Source organism: Candidatus Melainabacteria bacterium RIFOXYA2_FULL_32_9 (assembly GCA_001784615.1).
GTDB lineage: Bacteria > Cyanobacteriota > Vampirovibrionia > Gastranaerophilales > UBA9579 > UBA9579.
On record MFRQ01000127.1, the window covers coordinates 1 to 5,901 of the forward strand.

General features: G+C 31.1%; 4 protein-coding genes. 1 reads left to right on the forward strand and 3 read right to left on the reverse strand.

Annotation, left to right across the window (positions count from 1 at the left end):
- Positions 1 to 446: 446 nt before the first annotated feature.
- The gene (locus A2255_10415; protein OGI18049.1) at positions 447 to 998 is read right to left on the reverse strand and encodes a hypothetical protein; all 552 of its coding nucleotides are present in this window, start codon (positions 996 to 998) and stop codon (positions 447 to 449) included.
- Positions 999 to 1,027: 29 nt separating this feature from the next.
- Positions 1,028 to 2,704: a hypothetical protein gene (locus A2255_10420; GenBank protein OGI18050.1), complete on the reverse strand. Its 1,677-nt coding sequence runs from the start codon at positions 2,702 to 2,704 to the stop codon at positions 1,028 to 1,030.
- A 194-nt stretch (positions 2,705 to 2,898) separates the two neighbouring features.
- Between A2255_10420 and A2255_10425 the strand changes: the two genes are divergently transcribed.
- Complete coding sequence (locus tag A2255_10425; GenBank protein ID OGI18051.1) at positions 2,899 to 3,813, forward strand: quinolinate synthase; 915 nt, start codon at positions 2,899 to 2,901, stop codon at positions 3,811 to 3,813.
- 78 nt (positions 3,814 to 3,891) lie between these two features.
- Here the strand turns inward: A2255_10425 and A2255_10430 are convergent, their stop codons facing one another.
- Entirely contained in the window at positions 3,892 to 5,190 is a 1,299-nt protein-coding gene (locus A2255_10430; GenBank protein ID OGI18052.1) for a hypothetical protein, read from the reverse strand.
- Between the last annotated feature and the right edge of the window lie 711 nt (positions 5,191 to 5,901).

Here is a 5,901-nt window from a genome sequence, read left to right on the forward strand (position 1 = left end):
TAAATTGAATAATAAGACGTGAAAACTTTTTGTTACCTACTTATATGTGCCTTTGGCACTTCTTATAACCAGCAAATAATCGAGCAATAAAAAATGCGTAAGTATTTTTTATTGCGTCCTTAGTGTAGAGATCGACATACAATTTCTCGAACTGTCATCCTGAGTGACATAGTCACTTTTCCAAGTTATCAATCCTTCCAATAATACCCAATGTCATCCTGAGGAGCGCAGCGACGTGAGGATCTTGCCTATGTATAACTTTAATGTGATTAAGGTTTAAATAGTATATTGTATAGATTGCCACAGATTCCTTTGGAATCTTCGCAATGACAAAATTGATTAATGTTGTACATTTTTTATTTCCTGGATAGGTTCTTAGCCACCTCGCAATGACAGGGGGTTGCTTTTAACATATTATTTGCAAATCTTACCACTAGCAATTCAGGTCATTTATTTATATAAAGATCCACAACTATTTTAGCGGTGAGATTATTAGGATCTCCCTGCTCGGGAGAAATTGTTATATCTTTTATTGCTGCTAGATATTTCCACGTATAGATTTTATGTAAAAAATTTTGGAAGTTTGTATATGAAGAATTTAAAGACATATTCAAGCTTAATATATTTGCAGGTGATGCAGAATCAGCTGGTTTAACATTGAAAGATATTTCAACTATTCTATTTTGAGTAATTCGGATCATTTCTATAATCTGATCTACAAGCTCTACGGATGCATTTTCTGTGTCCAGACCAGGATAAGGAGAAGAGTATATGATTACAGGTACAGCAATGTTTTTAGAAATATTTTGTTGCTGTAATGATTCTGATTCTACTTTATTCCGGTAAGCTATTAATTTGGATTCAGTTTCTTTAATTTTCTTTTTATAGTCATTTATTTTATTAATTTCAGGACCTACAAATTTAACAAGACCAAATACTATTAATAGTAACAGGGTAACTGAATAATAAATTATGTTTTTACTTATAATCTTTTTCATAATTTTCTACATACTCCAGCTATTAATAGCTATTTAATATCAGTCGGCCTTCCTTCTGTCTTGCTGGTTTCTGGTGCTTTCTCCTTACCAAAAACAAATTCATAATATTTTTGTGAAGATAGAGTTGGTAAGCCAGGTAAACTTGGAAGATCCATTCCATTTGTGCTACTAGGAACTATTGTTACTTCAGAGTTGCTGGTTTCAGGAGTGCTATTTTGATTAACTATTTTAATTGAGGCTATTTTAAAATTTTCAAACTTAGCAGTTTTATTAAGACTTTGGTAGTAATTTACTATATCTTCAACTGAATAAGCCTTTCCTTTAACGCTAGTTGCTAGATTATCATGAAGTTCAAAATATTCAATCCAGAGTTTTTCAGGAATAACCTCACTGATTGCATTATAAGATTGGAGAATTTTTTTATTTTTATCGTAAACAGAATATAAAAGTTCATTTGCATTAATTTGTGTTGGTTGTGATTGATTTTCTGTTGATTCTTGTTTAGATTCTTCTATTTTAGATAATTTAGTGAAAGATTCTCTATATGCTTTTTCGAGACTTCCGTTTATTGATAAGCATATCATATAAGTAGAGGCTAAAATTATGAAAGTAAAAGCAATAAGACCAATTAACATGTATTCTGCAAGAGTTGAGGTAAGGATAAAGGATTTTCCCAAAATAGTTAATTTAAAGCCTGCACCTGATCCAACTCCATCTTTATTAAGAAAATTGAAATTAACAGGAAAATCTTCTGCATCCCAACAGGTTGAACCGACAGATTCAAGACTTATTATGTTTGAGCTGGTAGTTGAGACATTTATATTGCCTTTAAATAAAGGCATTTTGTTATATTGATTTTCCTCTATAAAAGATACCTTACAGGTTAAATCCAGGTAGGTTGATAAAACTTGTGCAGAAACATCATCTGATTTGCTAATTATTACTATGTGTTCAGGATTTTTACTTAATGTACTTCCCATAGAAAGGGAAGCAATATTTGGATAAATGTCTTCAGGGTTAAAGGATTTTACTGCCAGGGGTTCTTCTGAAACCTGAATTATTTTATTTCCTTCTAAGGAAATCAATACGAAGCTGTTTGGTGTAATTATAAGCGCACACCAGGGTTTATTTTCTGTTATTTCAGCTTCTGGAATATCTGTTACAATCAATCCTCTTATTAATGCTGCATATGAAGATTCAATAGCAACAATGTTTAATCCTGATTTATGACTAATTTCTTCAATCTGATCTACTTGTTCCTTTTGTATGGCAGAATAAATTAGACTTTGAGTATCATTATCATTTGAAGAAAACCTGTTCCAGCTAACAAGGGGTTCAGATCTTTTAAATATATAATATCTTTCAGTTTCAGATATTAAAGCAGTTTTTATTTCTTCTGGTTCTAGCTGAAGAGGAAGTGTCTGATGGTTCATTAATACAGTAGGTAAGGTTAATACGGCAGGTGAATTAGTTGGAATTTCCAGTTCCGCATATAATTTTTGAATTTTTGATTCTAATAAACCTATATTACTGATTTGTCTTGTGACTAAATCATATGAAAGATCTGTTTTGCCATATTTTAAGATTTCTCTCGTTTCACTGTTAAATTGAGCAACTTCAAGAACGGAATTTGGTGAAACAGAAATTCCTACATATGAGTTATTTGTGATATTTCTTAGATTATTTAGAAAGCCGAGTATATTCATGAAAAGATTATTTTCATCTCCAGCAACCAGAAAAATAATTAATTATGTTAGTGTAAAAATACGGTTTATTGTTATTGTACAATATATAGGATAAGTATATCTATAACTTAAATAAATGAGCTCTAGATTAACTATGCTAGATTATAATCTTATTTATCTGGATTGTATATATGTCTAAAAGCAGGAAGAGTTTGATGCAAAATACATTATTAATAGAAGAAATTAATGAATTAAAAAGACAAAAGAATGCTGTCATTCTTGCGCACTGCTATCAGAGAATGGAAATTGATGGAGTTGCTGATTTTGTTGGGGATTCACTATATTTAAGTCAGCAGGCTGCAAAGACTAAAGCTGATATTATTGTGTTTGCAGGTGTATTTTTTATGGCTGAGACAGCTAAAATACTTTCTCCGGAAAAGAAGGTGCTTTTGCCAAGATTGGAATCCGGTTGTTTAATGGCTGATATGATAAATATAGACGAGTTAAGAGTATTTAAAGATAGTAATAAAAATATACCTGTTGTTTGCTATGTTAATTCTACCGCTGATATAAAAGCAGAATCGGATATTTGCTGTACAAGTGCTAATGCAGTTCAGGTAGTTAAATCTTTATCCTCAGACAGGGTTCTTTTTGTCCCTGATAGGGGTTTAGGAGCTTATGTGGCAAGGCAATTACCAGAAAAAGAAGTAATATCCTATTATGGTTACTGTCCTACTCATATGCGCATTAAACCTGATGATATAGCTGATATAAAATTAAAATATCCTGATGCAGAGGTTCTTGTGCATCCTGAATGTCATATGGAAGTTATTAAAATGGCTGATTTTGCAGGTAGTACTTCTGGCATAATGAGAAGAGTAAAAGAAAGTTCTGCTAATAAATTCATAATTGCTACTGAGCAAGGTGTAACGGATAGATTAACTCGTGATTATCCTGGTAAAAAGTTTATTTTAGCTTCTGATAAGGCAATTTGTGAAAATATGAAGTGGAATACACTCGAAGATATATTGCATTCTCTGAAGACTGAATCTCCCGAGATAATTGTCCCAGAAGAAATCTCAAAAAAAGCCTATAATAGTATAGATAAAATGTTAAAAATTACAGTATAATTATATTTAGATTACTTTATTGTAAAATTTTCTTAAAACTTGTTAAAATCTTTTTAACAAAACTTAAAATAATTAACTTTACTTTTCACTTAATATCTTATTCCATTCTTTTACTGCCTGATCTAATGCTGGCATTGGTTCTTTTTGTTTTAATAAAACTTGTTGAGTCATATAATCTACTATTTGGAACAAGTCTTTCTGGCTTTCTAATGGAGGTATTGGTTTTAAGGCTTTGTTAAGCTGTTTTGCGCTTATCGCACGTGCTTTGTCCATAAGATCAGCATCAGATTTTTCTCTAAAGAAATCTGAATTAATTGCTTTTAGTGTTGAGGGTAAAATTGGCGCCATTTTGCAAAATTCAAGCTGGTTTTCAGAGTTTGTTAGAAATAAGGCAAAATCAATAGCTTCTTTAGGGTGTTTACTCTTTGTTGGTACTACTAAATTCATTAATGCAAAGTCTATTTTGCTATTACTGCCTGTTATTTGTGGGGAGACTCTGGTTATTTCATAAATTTGAGGGGCATTTTCTTTAATCATTTTCAAAAAGTTAGCTCCAGTGAAAATAATTGCACTTTCACCTGCTTGATACCTTTCCAGGGAGGCTCTGTGTGTTTCTGTTAAAGATTCAGGCGGAATATAATTGTTATTATATAAATCAGACCAAAAACTTAAGATTTGTGATGCTTCTCTTGTATCGAATAGTGCTTGTGTTTTGTTTTCATTAACTATTGGAATATTATATTTATTGAATATCTTGATAAGTTGACCATCTTCAGTTAAATTTGGCATAAAAGCATATTTGCCTGTCTTTTCTTTTATGGTTTTTGCGACAGGTTTTAGACTTTCGTAGGTATTTGGAGGATTATCAGGGTTTAGTCCTGCATCTTTAAATATTTTTGAATTATAAATTGTTATTGAAGTAGTTATATACCAGGGAATACCAAAGATAACATCATTTAGGCGTGATGCTTCCCAGCTTTCTTGTAGGTATTTGTCATAATCTTCCTGGCTGATATGCTGCTTTACGTCAATTACTGCTCCTCTTGAAGCTAATGTTGAGCCAAAACTTGGGTTCATATTTATTAAGTCGGGAACATCATTGCTCATTACTGCTGCAAGAGCTCTTTTTTCTCCTTCAGAAAAAGGGACATCTATCCATTTTATTTTTACATCAGGATGCAGCTTTTCATAATTGGCAATGATTTTATTTATATAAGGAGAAAAGTCTGATAATTGTAGTGTCCAAAATTCTATTTCTTTAACATTATTATCAGTAGTGGTTTTTGTGCACCCTGATATGAATAAACCTAATATTAAAATAATTCCAGTTAAACTAAATATCCAGTGAGCAATTTTCAACTTCTTTTCTCCATACATTAGTAATCCTCACAATAATAATTATAATTTATTGTAGAAAAATTTTCTTGTTATTTCAAAGATTTAAAAAATAAGATAAAAAGTTAACCTCCTAATACATCTTGTACAAGGAGGTTAACTTTTTATCTTATTTTTTAAATCTTTAATTGTATTATAACTTTAGTTTTAGAAATATAACATATCAGTACTTCCGTTTCTATATGGTATTTCATAAGGAGTACGACCATCATTATTTTTAATATCCCCATTAGCCCCACTTAGCATTAAAAATTCGATTATTTTTTTCGTATTCTTGGCAAGTTTTTCCTCATTTTCATTAATTATCCCATTACTAATATAAGCATTATTACTAGAAATAAACCAGTGAAGAGGAGTGTTGCCGTATTTATCTTGATTGTCAATGTCAGCGCCATTTTCGACTAAAATTTCTGCTATAAGTTTGTCTCCGGCCCAACAAAGAGGAGTGACACCATCTTTATCCCTAAAGTTAGGATCAGCTCCACCTTTAAGGTATTTTAGAACTGCATCAATTCTTTGTTCTAGGGGATCAGTAGATTTTAAGTAATCAAGTAATTCTTGACTCGGGTCATTATTTCCTTTGAAGCTAAAATTTACTGTATCACATTTAATCTTGTCAGAATTTGCTTTAAAACCTGTAGTTTAAGATTACCGCATAACTAAAATATGTTAAAATATAGACATATCAAAGAG